General features: G+C 54.0%; 18 protein-coding genes and 1 pseudogene. 18 read left to right on the top strand and 1 reads right to left on the bottom strand.

Annotated elements, in window-relative coordinates:
• Positions 1 to 94: 94 nt before the first annotated feature.
• From ACFSYH_RS03630 to ACFSYH_RS03565, 14 genes and pseudogenes are all read left to right on the top strand, one after another.
• Positions 95 to 493, top strand: coding sequence for a type IV pilin protein (locus ACFSYH_RS03630; RefSeq protein ID WP_377465153.1), 399 nt, complete (start codon positions 95 to 97; stop codon positions 491 to 493).
• A gap of 147 nt (positions 494 to 640) precedes the next feature.
• Entirely contained in the window at positions 641 to 1,054 is a 414-nt protein-coding gene (locus tag ACFSYH_RS03625) for a type II secretion system protein (RefSeq protein WP_377465152.1), read from the top strand.
• 141 nt (positions 1,055 to 1,195) lie between these two features.
• Positions 1,196 to 1,654, top strand: coding sequence for a type IV pilus modification PilV family protein (locus ACFSYH_RS03620; protein ID WP_377465151.1), 459 nt, complete (start codon positions 1,196 to 1,198; stop codon positions 1,652 to 1,654).
• Positions 1,651 to 1,758, top strand: a pseudogene (locus ACFSYH_RS03615) (type II secretion system protein); the annotation flags it as partial. The gene ACFSYH_RS03620 and the pseudogene ACFSYH_RS03615, both read left to right, overlap by 4 nt.
• A 78-nt stretch (positions 1,759 to 1,836) precedes the next feature.
• The gene (locus tag ACFSYH_RS03610) at positions 1,837 to 2,283 is read left to right on the top strand and encodes a hypothetical protein (RefSeq protein WP_377465240.1); all 447 of its coding nucleotides are present in this window, start codon (positions 1,837 to 1,839) and stop codon (positions 2,281 to 2,283) included.
• On the top strand, positions 2,283 to 4,103 hold the full coding sequence (locus ACFSYH_RS03605; RefSeq protein WP_377465149.1) for a hypothetical protein: 1,821 nt from the start codon (positions 2,283 to 2,285) through the stop codon (positions 4,101 to 4,103). The genes ACFSYH_RS03610 and ACFSYH_RS03605 overlap by 1 nt, the downstream gene beginning before the upstream one ends.
• A 46-nt stretch (positions 4,104 to 4,149) precedes the next feature.
• The gene (locus ACFSYH_RS03600; protein WP_377465147.1) at positions 4,150 to 4,941 is read left to right on the top strand and encodes a prepilin peptidase; all 792 of its coding nucleotides are present in this window, start codon (positions 4,150 to 4,152) and stop codon (positions 4,939 to 4,941) included.
• Between the two features lie 83 nt (positions 4,942 to 5,024).
• A complete protein-coding gene (pilM, locus tag ACFSYH_RS03595; RefSeq protein WP_377465146.1) occupies positions 5,025 to 6,080 on the top strand; it encodes a type IV pilus assembly protein PilM in 1,056 nt (351 codons plus the stop codon).
• Positions 6,080 to 6,829, top strand: a complete 750-nt coding sequence (locus ACFSYH_RS03590; RefSeq protein WP_377465145.1) for a DUF4006 family protein — start codon at positions 6,080 to 6,082, stop codon at positions 6,827 to 6,829. The genes pilM and ACFSYH_RS03590 overlap by 1 nt, the downstream gene beginning before the upstream one ends.
• Before the next feature lie 2 nt (positions 6,830 to 6,831).
• Positions 6,832 to 7,671: a hypothetical protein gene (locus ACFSYH_RS03585; RefSeq protein ID WP_377465143.1), complete on the top strand. Its 840-nt coding sequence runs from the start codon at positions 6,832 to 6,834 to the stop codon at positions 7,669 to 7,671.
• 428 nt (positions 7,672 to 8,099) lie between these two features.
• Positions 8,100 to 11,765, top strand: coding sequence for a fibronectin type III domain-containing protein (locus ACFSYH_RS03580; RefSeq protein WP_377465142.1), 3,666 nt, complete (start codon positions 8,100 to 8,102; stop codon positions 11,763 to 11,765).
• 365 nt (positions 11,766 to 12,130) lie between these two features.
• On the top strand, positions 12,131 to 12,649 hold the full coding sequence (locus ACFSYH_RS03575; RefSeq protein WP_377465141.1) for a helix-turn-helix domain-containing protein: 519 nt from the start codon (positions 12,131 to 12,133) through the stop codon (positions 12,647 to 12,649).
• Complete coding sequence (locus tag ACFSYH_RS03570; RefSeq protein WP_377465139.1) at positions 12,642 to 13,364, top strand: nucleotidyl transferase AbiEii/AbiGii toxin family protein; 723 nt, start codon at positions 12,642 to 12,644, stop codon at positions 13,362 to 13,364. Before ACFSYH_RS03575 ends, ACFSYH_RS03570 begins: the two co-directional genes overlap by 8 nt.
• A 373-nt stretch (positions 13,365 to 13,737) precedes the next feature.
• The gene (locus tag ACFSYH_RS03565) at positions 13,738 to 15,834 is read left to right on the top strand and encodes a VaFE repeat-containing surface-anchored protein (RefSeq protein ID WP_377465138.1); all 2,097 of its coding nucleotides are present in this window, start codon (positions 13,738 to 13,740) and stop codon (positions 15,832 to 15,834) included.
• A gap of 190 nt (positions 15,835 to 16,024) precedes the next feature.
• On the opposite strand, the gene ACFSYH_RS03560 is transcribed toward ACFSYH_RS03565, so the two are convergent.
• Complete coding sequence (locus tag ACFSYH_RS03560) at positions 16,025 to 16,387, bottom strand: hypothetical protein (RefSeq protein ID WP_377465137.1); 363 nt, start codon at positions 16,385 to 16,387, stop codon at positions 16,025 to 16,027.
• Positions 16,388 to 16,666: 279 nt separating this feature from the next.
• On the opposite strand from ACFSYH_RS03560, the gene ACFSYH_RS03555 reads away from it, so the two are divergent.
• The 4 genes from ACFSYH_RS03555 (at position 16,667) to ACFSYH_RS03540 (ending at position 20,251) form a co-directional block, all read left to right on the top strand.
• Positions 16,667 to 16,954: a helix-turn-helix domain-containing protein gene (locus ACFSYH_RS03555; protein WP_377465135.1), complete on the top strand. Its 288-nt coding sequence runs from the start codon at positions 16,667 to 16,669 to the stop codon at positions 16,952 to 16,954.
• Positions 16,951 to 18,189 carry a type II toxin-antitoxin system HipA family toxin gene (locus ACFSYH_RS03550; RefSeq protein ID WP_377465133.1) on the top strand — a complete coding sequence of 413 codons (1,239 nt, stop codon included), beginning with the start codon at positions 16,951 to 16,953 and terminating at the stop codon, positions 18,187 to 18,189. The genes ACFSYH_RS03555 and ACFSYH_RS03550 overlap by 4 nt, the downstream gene beginning before the upstream one ends.
• Before the next feature lie 255 nt (positions 18,190 to 18,444).
• Entirely contained in the window at positions 18,445 to 19,659 is a 1,215-nt protein-coding gene (gene aroC, locus ACFSYH_RS03545) for a chorismate synthase (RefSeq protein WP_377465131.1), read from the top strand.
• A 61-nt stretch (positions 19,660 to 19,720) separates the two neighbouring features.
• Positions 19,721 to 20,251 (top strand): shikimate kinase, encoded by a 531-nt coding sequence (locus tag ACFSYH_RS03540; protein WP_377465130.1) that lies wholly within the window; start codon positions 19,721 to 19,723, stop codon positions 20,249 to 20,251.
• The last annotated feature ends 25 nt before the right edge of the window (positions 20,252 to 20,276 follow it).

Raw genomic sequence — 20,276 nt, 5'->3', positions numbered from 1 at the left:
ATTGTGGAACGGAGAGGGAGCATCTTCAGCAGAGGGTGCAGGTACTCTTCGCGACACTCAACATTCACTCGAAACAGAAAATGGAGAGATCAACATGATCGCTCGCGTAGCTAAGGCTATGAACGAGAAGGAAAAGGGCTTCACCCTTATCGAACTCCTCGTTGTTGTTGTCATCATCGGTATCCTCGCAGCAGTTGCGATCCCACAGTTCCTCAAGTACCGCGAGAACGCATGGCGTTCCGCTGTGACCCAGGACGTCACCAACGCGACTCGCGCACTCGAAGCCGCTTCCACACTGAACAACGGTGAGTACCCTGACGATGTTGCAGAAGATGGTTCTGATCTAGAGGGGTACAACAACTCTGACGGCGTAACACTCGATTATTCCACCTCTGACAACTTGACCTACACCCTCGTCGGTGAGCACGCAAAACTCGATGGTAAGACTTACACTTACTCTTCAGACACTGGTATAGGTGTCTGGAACGACTGAGTCGAGTCTCGTTTTGACTTGACACTTCGTTAAGGAACTGCGGCGGCAACTTTTGTTGTCGCCGCAGTTTCTTGCGTATCCACGTGTTCAACATGAGCCGGCATGTCACCGGCAACGTTCACTCCACACAGAACCTGGAGGAGCATTATGGTCGTTCACATAACCCCGAGGCATAGTAAAGATCGCGGGTTCACCCTGATCGAAACCCTCGTGGTCGTAGTCATCATTGGTATCCTGGCAGCAGTCGCAATCCCACAGTTCCTTAAATACCGGGAGAGCCCCTGGAAATCAGCTGTTGTTCAGGATGTCACCAATGCGACTCGCGCACTCGAAGCGTATGCCACAGAACATGACGGCATCTACCCCGCGAGTATCGGTGCCAACGGCTCCGAACTCGAAGGTTACCGTGCTTCACCTGACGTGACACTCGCATACACGTTAACTGACGGCACTGACCGCCTCGCATACCTGCTTGTGGGTGGTCACGCCAAACTCCCCGCCACGGAAGTTTACTCTTTCGCTTCCGAAACGGGAGAGGGAACGTGGAACACTGACGAGTAATCGTCGGCAATTATCATCCAGCGCGTGCTGGGACTGGATTCAATCATGCAATCCCGGCACACGCTGGCATTAAAGTTCTCACCCATACCTGCCGATACACATGTGGTTAAGCGTTGTTCTGCTGCGGAGGCTGTCACAAGCATGAAGTTGAAAAACGACGAGTCCGGGTTCGGACTCATAGAGATCATCGTCGCGATGGTCCTCTTCAGCATCATCTTGATGGCGGCCGCGCCCGTCATGGTGCAGTCACTCGCGCAAACCGCGCGCAACGTCACCATGGCAGCGGCAACCCGCATTTCCGACGAACACATCACCGCAGCACGCGCCAACAGCAACAGCTGTGAAACGTTCCGTATGTTTGTCACCGAACGTAACGACAAAGAAGTGGCACTATCTGGCGACCCGCGGGCCAACACCTACCACGTCACTGTCCAAGCTTGGCAAGACGGCAAAGCCATTACGGCAGACCCGGATGACGCTGCGTGCGTTGAAGAAGGACCACCGGCCGTGCTCCGTATCAAAGTTGCCTGGAATGGTGACCGCAACCCGGACCCCGTAGTTGACGTGACAACCCTTGTAGCAATTCCAGGAGTCCAATGATGAACTTCCGCGCGAATGCACAAACTACCGAACATCAAGATAAAGAATCTGGGTTCACCCTCGTAGAACTCATCGTTTACTGTGTGCTCCTCGGAATTATTAGCGTCGCCATAGTCACGTTAGTTATAAATACTGAACGCACCACCTCTTCAGTAGTGACCACAAATGCTAGTAACAGCGACATGCAGCTCCTCATGGAGCGGATCGAATTGAGTGTGCGCAACTCGACCGCCTACCAGGTCAAAGAACTCGATGGGGGAGCACAGGCGCTGATTGCTCAAGTCCGGTCAACCGACAGCACTCAATCCGACGCACCCGAATCCCAACGATGCGTGGGATTTGTGTTTGACCCGAGCAGCGAAACCGTCTACTACTCAACAACCACCGGCGTGGCCAACCCCAGCCCAGTGAAAGCGGTTGCGAGCAATGGAACTTGGTCAAAAGACAGTTGGGCCCCATTCATTCAGGGCCTAGCGTCAGACAAGGGCATCTTGACGTCCGCTGCTAATGGTTCGCTCGATGTGAAGTATGAGATCCAGCCCCAAGACCGTCGGCAAGCCCCGGTCAAATTCGAATCTTCCTTTAGTCCCATCTGGCCAAACTCCAACAATAGGGAGTGCTTCTCCTGATGTTCAAGCAACTACGTAACCGCAACGAGGACGGCAATGCGCTTATCCTCGTTATCTCGGCAATCTTCCTCATCGGTGTTCTTGTGATCACTATGGTTGTGGGCGCAATCGGAGGAACCACAGCAGCGGCAGCAACGCGCGCTAACTCTCAAGCAGTCGCTGCCGCCCAAGGTGGCATCGACGATGCAACGGTCAAGATGCGTGCTGGCGCCTGTCCTGAAGTAGGGGTAAAGACGACACTCAGCGCAGGTAGTGACACGCTCTTCGCTTACACAATTACCGAACTGTCAGTTGATGGTGGTGGGTGCTCAACCGGTGCACTGAAGTCCGGGAAAACCATTCGGCTAGTGGTCGAAGGCGAAGCTTCTGACTTCGGTGTGTCAACCAGCCGGAAGGCAGACCAAACACGGAACATCGCGCAGTTGGAACGAGTGTTCGAGTCCGAGGTGGTCAAGACCTTCACCGCAGCCGTTATGGCAGGCGCTAAGCTCGCGCCAGACAATGGTTCTATCATCTCAACAAGTTCAGTTGACAGTGAGCCAGCGGATCTTATCTCTCACGGATACTGGGGCTGCTATGGTGGGACCTCATCCACAGAGGGTGACTCCTATGCTTTAGGCGGTATCAAAGTTGACAACCCTTGTGTCATAGGACGCGACCTGTATGCGCGTGGAACAGTTGATGCAAACTATCTTGAAGTGCGTGGTGACCTTTACGTTGTAGGCGACGTCAAAATCCACAATACTCTAAAGGTTAGTGGTACAACCTACATTATTGGCAACTTGGAACTTGCAGGTGGTGACTTCAAAAAGTCGGTTTATGTAACTGGTGATGTCACGTACTCCACTGCTCAGAAATTTGCTGATAATTTATATGTCGGTGGGCAATTTTTTCCGAACTATGCGTCAACGACCTTCGGCGGTGACGTATATCTTTCAGATGCTACAAGGCTCACAAACCCCAATTTTCACAGTGGTCTTGGAGCGGGAAAGAGTATTCATGTAGCACATTCTAAAGACGTGGTAGGTAACGAATGGTTCCGCACCTCACATAATTCGGTCGGCGTATTATGGGACTCGGCAGCCGTTTCTGCACAACTGAGCGCTAACGAAAAGCCAGTTCCGGATGCACTCATTCCGGACAAAGAAGAGGAAGTTGGTATCAATTTCCCCTTCATCACGAAGAATGATGAGTTGTTCACTGGTGCAAACGTTATCAGCAGTGGTTCTTTTTTGGCTTCAGTCGGCGGATCACGGTCCGGGAGCAAGTGTGTCGTTAACAATACCGGTACACACAAGTTTGCTTTTAACACCAAAACCGTTATTGATCTCTCTGACTGCGACTTCGAATGGCACAACGGGCATATCGAGATAGATATGTATAGTGATGTCTACATTATTGCTCGAAGGTTTGACTCTTCGACCGCAGGAAACGGTTCGCTTACGGTACGGGGGCCCCGCGTGACTGGTAAGTTACCGGTCTTTGGAATTGTTGTTCCTGCGGATGATGGGCAAACTCAATGCGATGCTACGACTTCCGGTCATTCGGGTGGCCCCTACCAACTGTTCTTCACCAATGTGAAGTTCAATCAGATGGACACCATCAATGGGATTACCAACTCGGAGCCATCGGTCCAACTTTTCTTATACTCCGGTAAGAAGGTGCGTCTCGGTACAAGTGCCACGCCGTTGTATGGACAAGTCTACGGCTGTGAGGTCAGCGCCTACTCTAACCAGAACATTCGGTTCTCTGTCCCTGGCAGCAAGGACAATAACGAGTTCAACTTTGTGACTCGTTCGGTTCGCGACGTTACCAAATGATGTTCCGTTGTTACCGAATTCTTACGGTTAATGGCAGGGGTAAGTTTTGTTTGTAGTATTATGTGGTTTATTTGGGCTTGCAATCGGGTCGTTCTTGAACGTCGTGATTTGGCGGCTACCCCGAGGTGAAAATCTTAACCATCCGCCAAGCGCCTGCCCCAAATGCGGTAACCGGATCAAACCATACGACAACATCCCCGTACTGTCATGGCTGATATTGCGCGGAAAATGCCGGAATTGCAAAGACCCTATCAGCGCGCGCTATCCGGTCGTTGAAACCCTCACAGGACTGGTATTCACCAGCGTAGCGTGGAAGTTTGAAAGCTCAATTTGGACAGGCGACGACTTCCTTGTGCTCCTACCATTCCTCTACGTCGGAGCAATCGGAGTTGCGTTAGCTTTCATCGACCTCGACACACAAAAACTACCCAACAAAATAGTGTTGCCCGGCTACATCATCCTCCCAGCACTACTCGCCGTAGCGACTTGGGTCATGTCACAACCAATCACTTGGATGTGGCGCGCTCTCCTAGCAGGAGCAATCCTGTACGTCTTTTACTTCCTGCTCTGTATTGTGGGCGGAATGGGATTTGGAGATGTCAAACTTGCTGGACTTCTCGGGATGGCACTCGGCTGGCTTGGGTGGGAGTACCTCATAATTGGAGCCTTCATGCCGTTCCTGCTCGGGGGGATCTACTCCCTCACACTCATCGCCCTAGGTAAGGCAGGACGCAAAGACGGAATCCCATTCGGCCCTTGGATGATCTTGGGATATCTCATCACTTTCATCACAGCACCAACACTGTCCAGTTGGTACCTGAACACATTTGTGTTCTAACCAACGCGTAGCGCAGTAAAGAATGGGGCGATCCATGCCGATAGCCCACATAGACATAAGAAGGCTCTGAGAGAGGTGCTTCCGTGGCGAAGACATCCATAGTCGGTTTAGACATCGGTTCGACGGCGATACGCGCCGCTGAACTATCCATTTCATCCGGCAAGTTCGGTACAGATGCAACTCTGACTAAATTTGCGCAAGTAGCTTTGCCTATCGGCGCGCTCCAAGACGGAGAGGTCGTTGAACCAGGTACTGTCTCCTCAACGATCAAGCTGTTATGGGAGCAAGGGAAGTTCTCGTCTAAAGATGTGGTAATCGGTGTAGGCAATCAGCGTGTGATTGTCCGTGAAGCTGACTTGCCATGGCAGCCACTAGATGGGCTGAAAAAGTCGTTGCCCTATCAAGCCCAGCAGTTACTTCCAACTGCTGCAGGCGATGCGCTACTGGATTTCGTGCCCACAGACGAGTATGAAACTGCAGATGGTCGATATGTAGCAGGGCTTTTCGTAGCGGCTATACGTGAAACCGTAACGGCCAATGTGCTTGCCTCAGAATCCGGCGGAGTCCGCCCCATGGTGGTCGATCTCAACGCATTCGCCATACAGCGCGCTTTGACCCAAGGCGAGTTAGCTCAATACACGGTAGCGATCGTGGACGTTGGAGCTCGTATCACCAACATCGTAATCGCTGAGCATGGCAAACCGCGCTTCGTCCGTGTCATCCCTCACGGTGGGCAAGAAGCAACGGACACCGTCGCACACGCGTTTGGCTGCACCCTAGTAGAAGCTGAAAGAGCCAAACGTGAGATAGGTGTAGGAATGCAAGTCACTCCGGATAGAGCCCACGCCGCTGAAGCCCTCATGGGAACTACAACCACACTGGTTGAGTCAATCCGTTCAACGTTCGTGTACTACCAATCCAAAAACCTAGGCGCGCCAATCGATGCAATCATTCTCTCTGGTGGCGGCTCATTACTCAACGGATTCGGTCAGTACCTCTCCTCAGCAACACGACTTCCAGTGCAACTCTCCAATCCGCTCGAACGCGTCAAAGTTGCTAAGGGCGTTGACCTCTCAGCAGTACAAGGTTCCGAACAAATGCTTTCGACTGTTCTCGGTCTAGCCTATGGGGTGGCCTGATGAGTGTGCTAACAAAAAAACAAGACGACGCACCGACCAACAGCGCAAAACGGTTCACAACGTCAAAGAAGGCTTTGAAAGAAGCCGGAATCAACTACAGCGCACCACCGCAAGTGAACCTGCTTCCGGTAGAAATCGTCGAAAAGCGGAACCTCAAAGCCCTGCAAATTCGAATGGGTGTCTATCTACTTGGACTAGTCCTTGTCCTAGGACTTGGATACGCTGCCGTTAAGGTTGAGCAAGTCGTGGCACAAAACCGCTACGACAAAGCAATCGAAGAAACGGCACGACTCAAAGCTGAAGAACTCAAATACGCTGAAGTTCCCCTCGTGCTTAACCAGATCGATAAGTCAGAAACAGCATTACGCGACGGCATGTACCGCGAAATCCTCTGGAACCAATACCTCGGGGCAATAGCTGCAACTGTTCCTGACGACGGCATCATCACCTCTCTAGCAGTAACTGCGGCAACCCCAAACGAAGCAGGCCCTGGCATAGTCGATGAGTTGCAGTCAGACTCCATCGGCCAACTCACCTTCACCGCAAATCTTCTGACAGTGCCGGACGCATCAGCATGGCTAGCCGAACTCAACTCGATCCCAGGTTTCCAAGACCCACGCCTCAGTACCGCAACCTACGAAGACGTTGACGGCACAGTGACCTACAACGTTGAAGCCAACGTGCGAATCACCGAGGAAGCCTACTCTGGCCGATTCGAACCACAAGAAGACAACGAGGTGGACGAGTAGTCATGCCTACAACACAAAAGACATGGGTCGCAGGCGCAATAATTGTGGCGCTCGTAATGATTCTCATCGCCTGGACCTTTGTGCTTTCCCCAGTGCGCGAAGAATCATCAAAGCTAGAAGAGGACTCAACAACCGTTGAAACCTCCAACGCTGCCCTCGAGTCAAAAGTAAACAGGTTGCGTCAACAATTCGAGAAGATCGATGACTACCGTAAGCAGTTACACGATCTGGAAGTTCGAATCCCACGCGACATCGATTACGTTCAGCTCACGAAGGAACTTGAAAGGTCTGCAGAAGATGCTCAAGTTAACCTTATTTCCGTAGACAGCAGCGCTGGTATTGTCCGTGTGGTGCCTTACACCTCCACGAAACAGGCAGCACCCGCAGCCGAGGCTGACCCAGACGCCCCAACATCGTCCACAGAAGGCGAAGCAACAACGGAAGCCGCACCGGAAACCATCTCAGGTGCCGCACCAACCGCTACCGGCGCACTGTCAACTACGGTAGACGGCCTCTACCAAGTGCCACTAGACATCGTGGTACAAGGAACATACGAAGAAGTGCGACAGTTCTCCACTGCCCTACAAGAAGGATCAGAACGCGCCATTCTCGCCTTCAGTGTAGAGGTGACTCCACTCAAGTCCAGCGACGGTGCCAGCGGCGAGTTTGCAGCTGAAGATGGGGAACTTTCCTTCAAACTTTCGGCGCTAGCCTATGTCCTCGACTACGACACCAGCGTTCTCGGAGACCTTAACCCTGACAATGCCGATGGTGCCAACGAAAAAACCATGCCAAAGCCAGCGACAGACAACGTGTTTCTCCCGGAACGCGGCAGTAACTAGCAGTTAGCTACGACAAAGAGGGGTGTCTTCCAACGGAAGACACCCCTCTTTTCGCATGCTGATACGGCGTAAAGGTTTGAGCAGATCACGCCGATGAAGATGGTGACGTCCACATTCCCTCACAGAGGATCCTCATGCGAATACGAAAACTGCTAGGCATCGCCGTTAGCGCGGCACTAACGGTAACACTCGGACTCGCGGCTCCCGCGACCGCAACAACCGTTGCCCCCGAAATCAACTCTTCACAAACAAGTACCCCTGCCACCGGTAACGTCCTCCTCGCGTGGAAACCCATTTCAGACGCCGCGCGCTATAAAGTCGAGGTCTATCGTGGAACGGGTTCGGTTGGAACCCCTATCGCATCAACTGAAACCACGGCCTTGTCCTGGGCACCAACGGTACTACTGAATTCGATTCAGGAATCTGGGGTGACAGGTTATACATGGCGGGTCGGTGCTATTTACCCAGGTTCAAGTACTCCAGTGTGGTCAGATGACGAGTTCTTTGATCGTGGCGCATTACAGCCTGCTGGCGAAGACTACACACCTAGCGGTACAGTGACGTACCCAAGTAAGGATGTATCTTTCTCTTGGCCACAAGTCCCCGGGGCCTCGGGCTACAAGTTTGAATACTCAACCAACGAAAGTTTCGCTGGCGCAATTACGAGGTACACCACCTCCACAACGCTCTCTCCGGACTTTCCGATCTCTCGTTTGAAACTACTCGGTGGGCAAGAGGAGCACTTCTGGCGTGTCACCCCGCTTGACGGTGCTACATCAGCAGCGAAGGCAGTCGGAAAGACATCGGATAATAACCGCTTCGTCTTGGTATGGGCAGACTCCACGCCCGACCTGACCTTTCCCGGCCCGCAAACTGAGACTTGGCCAGAGCTCAATGATGTTCGTTTTACGTGGACGAAAGTTAAGGGCGCTAAGTATTACGAAGTCAAACTTAGTGGTGAAGAGGGCGCGGGCTTCGTACACACGGCGAAAGTGCCGACAACTTCCTATACTCCTAAGAGGCAGTTGACGCGTGCTTCTTACCATTGGCAGGTAACCGCGTACGATGCAAATGGCCAGCCTGGCGTACCTTCTGAAGTTCGGCAATTTAGGCGTTCATGGGGTGGTAACGTCGGTGAGGCTTTTGACGGCACCACGCCAAATCCACAACTGCGAAAAACATCGACGGGGATCGACTGGACCACCCAAGGAACAGAGTCGAGCAATCCTGTTGAAATTTCCTTGACGGACCTTGAGTTTGCGTGGCATCCAGTGGCGCGCGCCGCATACTACGAACTGGAAGTCTCAGCCGCTCGAGAAAACGGCAGGTTTTCTTTTGATAAGAAGAAAACCTGTATCACTCCAAATACTGACGCGACACCAATGCGCGCGACAGCCCGGGACGTAGCTTCGACTGGTGTGAACTATCAAACACTCAACGCAAACTGTCTTGTGGCAACTAACACTCCAAGTCACGCGGATAATCTACAGGTCGGCGAAACATACGCGTGGTTTGTGCGAGCATTCGACACGAACGCGCAAGGTAAGCTCATACCAAGTTACGGTGATGAGAGCATTGAATTCACTGGTTATAGCGCATTACGGTACTTCACAATCCTGCCCGCAGAAACTAGCACTAAACCAGCACCAGTGCTGCGAGTTATGGATGTGGGCGGTGTGTCAATCGACGACAGTCAAGTAGGTAGCGCAACTCCGCTACTTTTGTGGGACCCATTGCCAGGGGACTGGCCTATTACAAGGGTGCGGATCCGACAAGGCACACAAACAGAAGGTGGATGGGTAGTTACCAGCTATGTGTATGGCGCAACCACAGCTCGCCTAAACGGAATATTGAGTAACTACACCACAACGCAAGGCTACAACTGGTCGGTTACAGGTTGTTTATGGGAAAAAGGAAATGAGCCGTCCTGCGACGTTAATCCAGCAGGTGAGTATGACAGCCAAGTTTACGGTGTAGACAAGCACAAATCATTCCAAAAGGAAGCACCGAAGGTGCAATTTACCTCAGGGCACACAGCCTCTGAAGTTAGCACCGATCAATTCCATGTGTCATGGGAGCCCTACCAGGCTGATAGTTTAAAGTACGGTGGTTCTGCTGGTTACAGCGTCCGTATTATCGACACAACCAGTCAACCTAACACCACTGTTTTGTCGGAAAGGGTTGAGGGAAACTCGTGGCAATATGCGGAGGGTGATGTTGAGAAAAAGACTCCGTTAAATCTTGCCTACGGTCGAAACTACACGCTTTCCGCCGCGCCGCTTGACGCACGTGGTGAAGTAGGAACCTATAATGAGGGATTCGAGTTCCAGCTGAAACCACCTAGTGCTAGTGAGTTCAAAGGTGAAGTAGACCCTACTGCTAGCGGTGTGACATTCACATGGAGCGATTCAGATACCTCAGTCAAGTACGGAGTTGAATACGCGCCGGTTGGTTCTTCTACCTGGACCAAAATTGGCTATGTATCAAACAAGCCGGCACTCACACAACGCAACGTCACCATTCCACGGCCAAAAGACGGGGAATACCAGTGGCGTATTCAATCGCTCGACCGCAACGGAGCTACGACAACCGTCAGCACCCAAGATAACTTCACGGTCAGCGGGCAGGCGTTTAAACCGACACTCACAACCGCGAACAACACGGTACTCAAGCCAAATGCTCGCGTGCTCAAGTGGAACCGCGTAGCCGGTGCTAGTTCCTACCAAGTGTCACTGAACACCTCCACGACGTTTGCTTCCGCAAACAAGGTGACAACCGTACAAAACCAGTTTGTGCCGGTGGGCACGACTGCAACCTATGCGGCCAGCCGTGACTTCGCGTTCAAGAACGGCACGTATTACTGGCAGGTCGAAGCACTCAACGAAGCAGGTGCAGTAATCGGTGTATCCGATGTACGAACCTTCACCGTCGAGAACGAACCAACCACACCATCCATCGGCTCACTCACCGTCAACGGCACTGCCATCACAGTCAACTGGAAGGCTCTTACGGGCGGCGATCGTGGCTCAAACGGAAACGTAACCTACTCTGTCCAACACCGGAAGGTCACTTTCCCTGAAACGCCATGGCCAACAAGTGCAATCACTACTGCCCGTGATGCTGCTTCATATACCGTGAACGGTTTGGCGCGAGGCACAGAATACGAATTCCGTATCCGGGCCAACAACCCAGTGGGATCATCCGTGTGGTCAGCAACAAAGAAGACCACAACGATTGATGTTCCTGCTGTGCCCAGATCGCCCAAGGCAACTGCAACCACCGACACAGTCACATTGAGTTGGAGCGCACCAAGCGGTACTAACAAGGCAACCTCGTACAAGGTCCGCTACCGTCCATCCACAACCACGAGTTGGACAACCATGACCTCCACAAGCACAAGCCTCAAACTTGCCGGACTAAAGAATGGCACAACTTACTACTACGAGATCATCGCAGTAAACGCAGTAGGGGATGGGCCTGCCGCAGCAGGTTCAGTCAAAACTGCTACACCACCCAAAGCGCCAAGCACCCCCACCAACTTCACCGCTAAAGCAGCAACCGGTAAGGCGACTCTGTCGTGGAAGGCACCGGCTGCAGGCACAGCAAAGATCACTCGTTACACGATTCAGAGCCGCCAGTATGACGCCAAGAAGAAAAAATGGTCTGCTTGGAAGTCAGCTGGAACGGCAACCTCCACCAAGTTCACTGCAGGTAAGTTGACCAACGGAACAAAGTACGAGTTCCGCGTAGCAGCAACCTCATCGGTGGGAACCGGTAGTTACACCGCTGCAAAGTCTGTAACGCCGGTAGGCAAGCCGACTGCACCAAAGGTGACTGTTTCGTCGAAAAAGAAGAAGCAGATCACCGTCAATTGGTCTGGTGCTAAGGCCAACGGATCGAAGATCACGTCCTACCGTGTTCAGGTTTCGACCAACGGTAAGAAGTGGACAACGGTGAAGAAAGCCAAGGCCTCTGCCAAGTCCTTTACCTGGAAGAAGGCTAAGGCCGGTACGAAGTATCAGGTTCGCGTTGTCACTTACAACAAGAAAGGCAACGTTGCTTCCGCAAAGAAGACGGTAACCGTCAAGAGGTAATCGTCTGCTAGGCAAGAAGATGGGTTGGGTTCGCACTTGCGAACCCAACCCATCTTTATGCAGGTCTATCCAAGCAAGAACCGGCTGGATTCATAACGGATCTACGAAGTGCGATCTCACCAAATATTCCGATACAGGGGAGTCCCACCGAAGCCGGTCCGGGAAACCCTCAGCTCTTCGATTACTGGGGCGCAGAGCAACCAGCCAAGCCACGTAACCCGAACCGCTCAACTGAGCCGACTCGTCGACAAGCAGTCGCGTGCTTGGGCTGGTGCTTCTGACACAAGAAAAAGTCGACGAGGAGTGCTTGTCACACAATTAGGCAACGTATACGATGAGATACATAGATGTGACGGAGGGAACAGATGGACGCCGGAGCCCTACTGCGCGATGCCCGCGCCCACGCAGGCCTAACTTCACAGGAACTAGCCAATAGCTCGGCAACTACGCGTACAGCGATATCCGCCTACGAAAACGGTCGCAAATCACCAACAGTTGACACGTTGAGGCGACTCCTAGCCAGCACTGGCCACGATCTCACCCTGGTCCCGACACCCACGTGGCGTGAAGTCCCCGGTCCGCGCGGTTTCACCTACTTCGTGCCATCCCAACTACCGCAACTCTCTCCACATCGCGCCACACGGACCATAACCTTGCCCAAGCATGTGGCATGGTCGGGCCAGCGCCGCACGCTAAACCTTGCAGACCGAGCTGACCGCATCCGCGCCTACAGGGCTGTGATGACCGAAGGGACACCCGAGGACATGCTTGGCATCCTCGATGCTTCCCTGCTCATTGACGCCTGGCCGGACCTTCTCCTGCCGCGCGACCTAGCGCCACACTGGAGACACCTCATCGAGCGCGAAGATACGGCAATTGGCTAGGAACCGCACGGCTCATGGGGCACCCACCGGAGGCGAAAATACAGTTGAAGCCAAAGCGATCCTCAGTACGCAGAGCGGTCCCACCCCGCTCCAGACCGAAATCGCACAGGGATTCTTTGAATTGCCCGAGTCAGAAGGCTTCGCAGTCCATGGCGGACTTGCACTCAGCGCGCTTGGCGTGACCACCCGCCCCTCCGAAGATATTGATTTATTCACATCAAGGGCAGGAGCGGTGACAACCGCCGCAGACGCATTAATCCGTATGTCCGAGACTCGAGGATGGTCGACGGAACGTGTTAGGTGGAGCGATACGTTCGTACGCATAGAGATCTCAGAAGGTCCTGACTCCACCCTTGTTGACATTGCTCAAGACGCGCCACCGCTCTTTGAATTTGCGGATACTTCACTCGGGCCGACAGTTAGCGAGCGCGAGATGCTGGGGCGAAAGCTCGCCACAATTATGACGCGTACGGAACCGCGTGACTTTTCTGACCTCTACGTTCTCTTGCAGACAAGTACACGTTCCGAAGCGATCGCCGTGGCACAAGAGATTGACCTTGGTTTCCACTTGGGCTTTGTAGCTGAATCAATGGCGAATATCACGAGATTTGACGACGCAGACTTCCCGCAACAGGGCCCATCTCCCAGTGACTTAAAGGCCTACTTCACTGATTGGTCCAAGAAACTTGCGTTGGCGGCACAATCCGATTTCTAACACAACCGTGGCATGGATAGTGAAGCGCCGGAAAACCGAAGGGCTGAAATTGGTCCGGGTGCACAACTAAAATCTGTGCACCCGGACCAATTTCAGCCCTTCGACTATTGGGGTTCAGCTCATCCAGCGGCATAAAGGTTCGATCTCCTGGGGAGATGACAACTCGTCGCAAATCTTCCTTGTGACGTGTGCCATACTCTGCAAACTTACTGGTGAAACCCGAAAAGACCACAAATGTACGGTTTGTGACGCCAAAGTCGGGCGGGTGAAAGAAGTACCCAGTTAGCAGTCCCCTGGGCAGGGGGTCTTCTCCCCATCCTTTTCGCAGGTGAGGGGTGTGTTACGCGGTTTACAGAGGTCTATCTTTCTGTATATGCACAAAACCGAACACTCCACCCCCTTTCTGAAAAAGATCGGGCACATCGCAGCGCTCATCGCGCTGGTCGCGGCAACGCTCGTCGCACCCGCTAGCATCGCATCAGCTAGCGAGTTTCCTAACGGCTACCCAAAGATGGGTAAATCAAGCGAATCCATCACCGGATACAACGTCGGCTCTGGACGCAGCTCTTACCGAACCGCGCTATTCCCCGTCTACACTCACCCAGGTAGCGCAGCCGACCACTTCGCCTACTGCGTTGAACTCTCTGTAGGCACCCGCTACGAAATCAACCTCAATGTAGGCGGCTGGGACACATTCCCAGGCGACAATAACTTCAGGCACGATCAACTCGCTAGAGAAAAAGCAGCGTGGATCGCTAACAACTCCTTCCCCAAGCGCGAACTGCGCGAAGTAGCTGAAAACGCAGGCATTGATGTCAGTCGCCTGACCGAAAAAGAAGCTATCACCGCCACCCAAGCAGCAATCTGGTCCTACACTGACGGTTACCCAGCACGAACCGGATTCAAGTACACGAAACTCGCTTATGAGAACGGCAAGCCAGTCAGCTCGGATAAGCAAGAGCGCATCAACAAATTGTTCGACTACCTCACCGGTTCCGCCAACACCGGACGGCCAGAAGTGCTTGCTCCAACCCTGAACGTCAACAGTCCAGCAGAAGCAGGCAAAGCCGGCACGCGCGTAGGACCAATCGTCATTGACGCATCCGAAGACTTCGTCACGGTTACTACCGACACTGACTACATCGTCGTTGACGCAGATGGAAACCAAGTAGACCTCAACAAAGTTCCAGGAAAATCCGCACTATACGTTGAGGTACCGCAAGACGCCCTCACAGGAACTGCCACTTTCAACGTGGCACTCACCGGATCGCGTTACACCGGACAGCTCCTCACCAACGTTAAATCCCGGACCCAGTCACTCATCATTTCGCAAAGTGACACAGTAAACCTAAGCGCGGCAGCACGCGTTGACTGGAAGCGCGGACCGAGTATCGCCACGACCGCCCGTTCAGGCGATGCCGGTAAAGCAGAGGGCGGTAACGCCAAGTTCCTCGTGGCAGGTAACGAAGCAACCGTTGTGGACCTAGTCGAATACACCGGACTCACCCCAGGCGTTGAGCATGAGCTCCAAGGTGAACTCATGATCCGTGACGGCGACAACGCCGTAGCCACAGGAATTACCGCCTCGACCACGTTCACGCCAACTGAGCAATCTGGCACCGTGGAACTGACCTTTGCCGTTGACGCTGCTGAACTCAACGGTAAAATCATCGTCGCGTTCGAACGCGTTCTCGTGAACGGTGAAGAGGTCGCCGCACACACGGACATCTTTGACGAAAGTCAGACCGTCTATCGTCCAGCGATTGAAACCGACGCTTTCGATCTTGTCGACTCCGACCAAGTGCTTGACGTCAATGGCGGAACGCTACGGGACCGTATCAGCTACGAAGGGCTCCGCGTAGGCTCCAACTACGTGGCTCGTGGCGTGATCATGGATCAAGCCACTGGCGAAAGCACCGGAGTCATCGCTGAAACCGTGTTCACTGCGACAACCCCAGACGGGTACGTCGACGTCGACTTCGAGGTGCCTGCAGGCCACGCGGGCAGGGTGCTCGTAGTGTTCGAGGAACTCTACCTACTTGAAGGTGACGAGCCAGTTGAGGAAACACTCGTTGCTAGCCACAAGGACATCATGGACGGGCGGCAAACGGTCACCGTTGCTGAGGAGCCGGTGATCGAGGAGCCAGAACCAGAGGAGCCTGCCGAGCCAGAAGAACCAGGCAAGGAAGTACCTCCGGTCGAGGAACCACCAGCCGAAGAGCCTCCAGTTGAAGAGGAACCAAACTCGGATGAGGAACCTGCTGATGAGGAAACCCCAGTGGTTGAGGTTCTGGATGACGTTATCGAGAACGACGATGAAGATGAGGACGTCACGGTCACTGAAGAATCCGACGAGGACGACGACCTCGCAGCGACCGGATTTGGAATCGGCGCCCCAGTCATCCTGACTGGTAGCCTTCTCATCCTCGCAGGAGCCGGGCTCGTCATTGCTCGACGACGCACCGCATAAACTCAACTGAAAGCAGCCATCTGCCTTGGCGCGGTACATGCCGCGCCAAGGCAGATGGCGATGCTATTGGACCCCTAGCAAGGCTGCATTTCACCTTCGTGGAAGTTCCCATAAAACAAAGCACCTTCGATGACGGATGATCCTCAGGTCTCCGCACCGAAGGTGCTTCTGTTGGGGCCTTGTGAGTTAGCTATTGCTGCTTTGCTGCGCCTGAATTCTCTGCACGAAGCGCAATCAAGTTCTCGATGCGGCGTTCGGCCAAGCGCTCAAGTGCCCGAATCTGATTGGATGACCCCTCGTCTCTCTTGAGGGGCTTGGCGGCAGAAGATCCTGTGGACTCAGTGTTCACCTGAATAACGCTTTCACGGCTGAGTGCGGCTAAAGACTTTGAAGCGACCAAAATAACGTCCACCATCGGGTTGTTGGCAAAAAACTGTTCAGCGTGCCGATACTTGGCCGTGGCCAACTCCGCGTCGCTCACATCAAATTCGGTGTGGGTCCACTTGTCTTCACTCCGGTCAAACACAAGGAGGTGATGTTTCAGATTCTTCACTTCAACTCCTGATCATGTCTGGCACTGGACGAGACCATCACGAACTGCAGATGGCACGAATCTAATAACACCAATTACCTGCGTTTTTGCACATGGGAGGAAGTATCCGGTGAGAGGTGCGCTTGCATATTCGCTGAACTACGCCCTTCACGCTACGGTCATGCGACCTAAACGGCTTATGGTGGGTGAAGGCTCAGGGGGACGTTTTTAATGGTTAATATGTTGCTCGTAAAAGTCTTTTATGGATAAGATGGTATCCATAAAAGAGGGGAATGTATCATGGCAGGCTATCGGATTGAGCGACAGGTCAGTACGTTTGGTGAGCATGTGCGTGGCTGGCGTATGGTCCTTGGGCTTACCGCCGAGCAGGTTTCCCAACGTGCCGGGATAACTCGAGCGACACTGCGAAAAATAGAGACAGGCAACCCAAACGTCAGCTTCAACAGCGTCACACAAGTGCTGAGAGCCCTAGGTATCCTCGATCAAGTAGTTGCTTCAATCGATCCACTTGATAGCGATATTGGGCGGCTCCGTGCAGAAAAACTGACAAGGACCCGAGCCCGATGACTGCTGTAGAGGTGTATCTCGCACAGGTTGATGGAGATCGCTTAGTTGGACGGGCTCATTTCACACGCCAACGTCGCGTAATCTCGACTACCTTCCTCTATGACCCCACCTATCTAGCAGTGGGTGGACCGAACATCGACCCTGCATTCATGCTAGTAACTGGTTCGCAGCATCAACAAGGACTACCTGGCTCGTTTGCGGATACAGCGCCCGATAGATGGGGTAGAAACTTAATCGAAAAGGCCGAAAGGGTCGTAGCACGCGAAGAAGGTCGGGTGCCGCGTAGTCTCGATGACCTTGACTTCTTGCTGGGTGTTAGCGATGACACGCGGCAAGGAGCACTCCGATTTCGATACGTTGACGCCACAGAGTTTCTTGGCAAGCCTTCAACTGTCCCCAAACTTATAGCACTTCCAACCCTGTTGCGGGCGAGTGATGAACTGGTCTCGACAGATGACTCAGCACCTGCGGTGAAACAACTGCTTGATACCGGGACAACAGGATTGGGTGGCGCTCGGCCGAAAGCTTCCGTCCGTTTAGACGATGGTGGTTTGGCAATAGCCAAGTTCCCACATTCCAGTGACGGCTGGGATGTAATGGCTTGGGAAGCCACCGCGCTTGACCTGCTCGAAGTGGCGGGTGTACGTACGCCCGAACGCATACTTGCTCGAATCGGGGACCGCAGTGTGCTGGTTCTGCGCCGTTTTGACCGAACTCGCACTGGCGAACGGATCGGCTACATTAGCGCGATGACGGCAACACAATCTCGTGATGGAGAACAACGAGATTATGTCGATATTGCGCAAGCGGTAAGGGACATCTCATCGAATCCAAAACAGGATCTGAGGGAGTTGTTTCACCGAGTGGCGGTGAGTGTTGCAATCGGAAACACTGATGACCACCTTCGTAATCATGGGCTGCTCAATGATGGAGACTTGTGGCGGCTGAGTCCTGTTTTCGATGTAAACCCAAATCCAGACTTGGCGCGTAGTCGATCCACAACAATCTGTGGGGCAGACATCCTCAACGATGAGCCGGACGGACTGCTAGCTCTCGCCCAAGATTGCGATCTCACACAGCCACAGGCAGTGGGCATCATCGCGGATGTTTGTCAGAGGTTGGCCGGGTGGCGTGATTATGCTCGTAACAACGCAGTCCCTGGGCGGGAACTTTCAATGATGGCATATGCGATAGACAGCCGACTCAAGGCTTTGCAGGCTATTACGCAGAGGTAGTAAGACGCGATGGCATGAGATTAGCGCTCTGGGACACGTGGGCTGGACTACGGACTAGGGGGATCGTCGGCAATCAGCCGCCTCAGGAACATGAGCCGCAGGTTTAAAGTGTGCAGGAAATTGCTGCACCGCGCAGCAATTTCCTGCACACTCAGACGAATCCAGCCCACGATAGAACCATGCCGATGTCGGCACTTTGAGTCCAGATCACGGTCAGAGGCGCGTTTACATGGCGAAAGGTGGAATGATAGGGGAATGCTTCGTTGGATCACATCAGGTGAGTCGCACGGCCCCGCGCTCGTTGGAATCATTGAGGGCCTCCCTGCTGGAGTAGAGGTTGTGACCTCCGATATCCAAGATGCGCTTGCGCGTCGGCGCCTCGGCCATGGTCGCGGCGCACGTATGAAGTTTGAGAAGGACGAAGTACGCGTCCTCGCGGGACTGCGCCACGGCGTCAGCCAGGGCGGCCCAATGGCCATCGAAATCGGTAACACTGAGTGGCCCAAGTGGGTGGACGTCATGTCCGCTGACCCTGTCGACGAGTCGGCGCTTATGGTCGACGCTGGCAAGGGCGATGTCCGCGAGATCGCACGCAACCGCAAGATTACGCGCCCTCGTCCCGGGCACGCGGATCTTGTCGGTATGCGCAAGTATGGTTTCGACGATGCCCGTCCGGTGTTGGAGCGCGCCTCAGCGCGCGAGACCGCGACCCGCGTGGCACTCGGAACTGTTGCGGCGAAGTTCCTGAAGCAGGCTTTCGGCATTGAACTCGTATCGCATGTCGTGGCGATTGGTCCGGTAAGCGCACCGCGTGACGCTGAACTGCCAACTGCACGCGATGTTGCATACCTGGATGCTGACCCGGTGCGCTGCTTCCACAAGGAAACCTCTGACGCCATGGTCGCCGAGATCGATCAGTGCCACAAGGATGGAGACACTCTTGGCGGTGTTGTCGAGGTCCTCGCCTACGGCGTGCCATCTGGTGTCGGAACCTACATTCAGGGCGAGTTGCGCCTCGACTCGAAGTTGGCTGCCGCTCTCATGGGCATTCAGGCGATCAAGGGCGTTGAGGTCGGTGACGGTTTTCTGACCGCAACCCGTCGTGGTTCGCAGGCTCACGACGAGATCGAGCCCGGTCCTGACGGTATCGTCCGCAAGTCCAACCGCGCTGGCGGCATCGAGGGTGGTATGTCCAACGGTGAGGTCATTCGCGTTCGTGCCGCGATGAAGCCGATCTCGACTGTGCCTCGCGCTCTCGCCACGATTGATACCGCTACCGGTGAGGTCGCGACCGCACAGCATCAGCGTTCTGATGTGTGCGCTGTGCCGCCTGCCGCTGTTGTTGCCGAGGCTATGGTTGCGTTGACTCTCGCTGCTGCTGCGCTTGAGAAGTTCGGTGGCGATTCCGTGGTTGAGACCCGCCGCAACTACCGTGCATACCTCGACTCCATTCCAGAGAACATGCGATAACTCATCGCGTGCGAACCCACCACTGACTGCCTCGAACTTGAAACAGGTGTGCTGAGAACTAATGGCAACCCAACCACTCGTCGTGCTTGCCGGACCTCCCGGAGCCGGGAAGTCCACCGTTGCTAAGGTACTTTCTCGTCTCAAGGGCGTTCAGGTACGTGACACGGACCAGGACGTTGAAGCGAACGCCGGTAAACCGATCTCTGACATCTTCATCGATGACGGGGAGGCCGCGTTTCGAGAACTTGAAGTTGCCGCCGTAGCTGCGGCGCTGACCTCGCATGATGGGGTTCTGGCGCTTGGCGGCGGGGCCATTATGCGTGAGGAAACCCAGGAGAATCTAGCCCGTTACCGTTCGCAGGGTGGACTGGTGGTTTTTCTCGACGTCACGCTATCGCATGCTGCTCCGCGTGTGGGATTTAATCAGGCTCGTCCATTACTGCTCGGCAACCCGCGAGCTCAGTGGAAAATCCTCATGGATCAGCGTCGTCCCACCTACGAGGCGGTTGCGAACTTTCAGATCCTCACCGACGGTAAAAGCCCGCAGGAAGTCGCGCAGGCGATTTCCGCGGAACTTGCCCGACTCGCCTAGAATTCGTGGCGCACCAGCTTGCGTG

The sequence above is a fragment of the Populibacterium corticicola genome, assembly GCF_042683685.1.
GTDB lineage: Bacteria > Actinomycetota > Actinomycetes > Actinomycetales > Cellulomonadaceae > Timonella > Timonella corticicola.
The sequence above is the reverse complement of the archived record's forward strand: the minus strand, read 5'-3'. Positions and strand labels throughout refer to the sequence as shown.

Bases quoted from the DNA above. Each gene is read 5' to 3' on its own strand.
- ACFSYH_RS03630 (WP_377465153.1), top strand. From the start codon at position 95: ATGATCGCTCGCGTAGCTAAGGCTATGAACGAGAAGGAAAAGGGCTTC.
- ACFSYH_RS03625 (WP_377465152.1), top strand. From the start codon at position 641: ATGGTCGTTCACATAACCCCGAGGCATAGTAAAGATCGCGGGTTCACC.
- ACFSYH_RS03620 (WP_377465151.1), top strand. From the start codon at position 1,196: ATGAAGTTGAAAAACGACGAGTCCGGGTTCGGACTCATAGAGATCATC.
- ACFSYH_RS03610 (WP_377465240.1), top strand. From the start codon at position 1,837: ATGCAGCTCCTCATGGAGCGGATCGAATTGAGTGTGCGCAACTCGACC.
- ACFSYH_RS03605 (WP_377465149.1), top strand. From the start codon at position 2,283: ATGTTCAAGCAACTACGTAACCGCAACGAGGACGGCAATGCGCTTATC.
- ACFSYH_RS03590 (WP_377465145.1), top strand. From the start codon at position 6,080: ATGAGTGTGCTAACAAAAAAACAAGACGACGCACCGACCAACAGCGCA.
- ACFSYH_RS03585 (WP_377465143.1), top strand. From the start codon at position 6,832: ATGCCTACAACACAAAAGACATGGGTCGCAGGCGCAATAATTGTGGCG.
- ACFSYH_RS03575 (WP_377465141.1), top strand. From the start codon at position 12,131: ATGGACGCCGGAGCCCTACTGCGCGATGCCCGCGCCCACGCAGGCCTA.
- ACFSYH_RS03565 (WP_377465138.1), top strand. From the start codon at position 13,738: ATGCACAAAACCGAACACTCCACCCCCTTTCTGAAAAAGATCGGGCAC.
- ACFSYH_RS03555 (WP_377465135.1), top strand. From the start codon at position 16,667: ATGGCAGGCTATCGGATTGAGCGACAGGTCAGTACGTTTGGTGAGCAT.
- ACFSYH_RS03550 (WP_377465133.1), top strand. From the start codon at position 16,951: ATGACTGCTGTAGAGGTGTATCTCGCACAGGTTGATGGAGATCGCTTA.
- aroC (WP_377465131.1), top strand. From the start codon at position 18,445: ATGCTTCGTTGGATCACATCAGGTGAGTCGCACGGCCCCGCGCTCGTT.
- ACFSYH_RS03540 (WP_377465130.1), top strand. From the start codon at position 19,721: ATGGCAACCCAACCACTCGTCGTGCTTGCCGGACCTCCCGGAGCCGGG.